General features: G+C 37.1%; 1 protein-coding gene and 1 pseudogene. Both read right to left on the bottom strand.

Features of this window, described 5'->3' with window-relative positions; all coding sequences use genetic code 11:
• A partial coding sequence (locus ACFIJ9_RS08590; protein ID WP_375636775.1) for an ABC transporter substrate-binding protein occupies positions 1-701 on the bottom strand: 701 nt, incomplete at its 3' end.
• A gap of 936 nt (positions 702-1,637) precedes the next feature.
• Positions 1,638-1,811 (bottom strand): annotated as a pseudogene (locus ACFIJ9_RS08585) (ABC transporter substrate-binding protein); the annotation flags it as partial.

Below are 1,811 nucleotides of genomic sequence, written 5' to 3'. Positions count from 1 at the left end.
TTGGAGCTTGCACGCAATAAAAGAGCTTCTCCAGGACGCCAACTCTCTAACTGATAAGGACCAACACAAGCAGAATGACTTGCCAAATACCGGTTTCCCATATCGCCATCTTGTTCGTTTTTCATGAGTGTCTCACGATCCAGCAAGGCAGCAGTGCGATTAGTGGAAATATTGCTAAGAATGAGCTCTGCAGGATAAGGTTTATCAAATTTCATCACCACCGTTTTGTCGTCCGGTGCTTGAAAAGCCTCATCAACGTTTTGTTCTGTAATCCCATATTCATTAAATGTTGCCGCATTGGACAATTTCAATTTCACAACCCGCTTCATACCCCAAACAAGATCATTGGCATTGGCTAATCTACCATCGTTAAACTTTAAACCATCGCGCAAATGAAAAGTAATCACCGTACTCTGGTCATCACTTAAAACATCCCAACTCTTTGCCAAAGAAGGAACCATTTTAGCTGCATCATCTGTAGCAGAAACGACCAAATTATCACAAATATTGTTAACCACTTCAATTCCATAACGGTCATTGAGTTGTGCAGGGTCAAATGTACTTATTGGATCCAGATTCCAAGCCATTACAAGCGTATCGGTAGGTGTTTTTGCTGAAACTTGTTGCACAAACATCCCCATTGCAAGAACAGCAGAAACAAAAGAACAGCTCTTTTTCAATATTTTTCTTTTCACGTTCATAGACTTTTCCTTTTAACGTTTATTGTATAAATTCCCCATGCAGCAAAACGTGCTTAATAATTAAGTTTAGACGAACTATAGGCTCCTAAAGACCAAGCTTTAAAATCTTCAAGAACAAGCACCTCTTGCCAATGACTCCTCCTGCCTACACTTACAAGCCAAACAAAAACATACAAAGGAAAACACTCTGATATATTCTGATATATAATGAACGCTCACCAACAACAGAGCTTATCCACGATATCATAACGCCTACTATTGAAGACTATAAAACCAATATTTTTTCTCTATCTTGTTCAGCAAGCTTGTCTCTTATTTCTTCCGGCGTTTTGCATACCATCAAAGCACTAGCCCTTTCGGCTCAAGTACCTTAATAACAAAGAGCTTTCATAATAATTTGACGATTTGATAAAACAGGAAAATTCGTTAGTTTGCTAAGTGCAACGACTTTTATTCCTTCTTCAAAAGGAAATTTGATTGTTTTTCATCACTCCCCGTAAAATAACTCCCTCCCAATTGGCATCTCATCATCTTTCAAAGCAAAAGAAAATATGAACACCATAAAAAACTGATACCCCTTGTGTACCCCCCATAACAAAACTTTCTTTCAACATCGCAAAACCTTTGCACCTTTAGCACTACTAAATTCCGCGACATTTGTTACACTTAGTTTTTTATGTTACACTCAGCTTTTTAACAAATAAATTGACCACTTTTCAATTCAGAGAAATTGAAATATTCAATCTTAACATCCACACAAATACACCTCTAATGAGAATGAAAAATCTCTTTAAACGAATGTCTTGAAAAGACATTCAACAATATATCACGCATTACCTATGATCTTCGACGTATTGCAAAGCTTAAAAATTTATACAATACGCCGAATATATCATGACGATGTCCTTTATCTATTGAACACCATTGAAGACACGCTTATTTTTCAATTTTACTATAAAAAATATGCGGTGCACTATTCCAAACCCACTTTTTGATATCCGGTGTCATCGCGACGACGCCATATTTCTGATAGATAAACGCATAAGGTCCTTTTTGCATAAGTTCACGTTGTAAATCAGCATATATTTGCGCCCGTTTTTGCGGATCTTT

It is taken from the genome of Bartonella sp. MR90HLJMH (assembly GCF_042194115.1).
In the GTDB taxonomy this organism is placed as follows: Bacteria; Pseudomonadota; Alphaproteobacteria; order Rhizobiales; family Rhizobiaceae; genus Bartonella; species Bartonella grahamii.
This window is presented reverse-complemented; position numbering and strand designations above follow the sequence as displayed.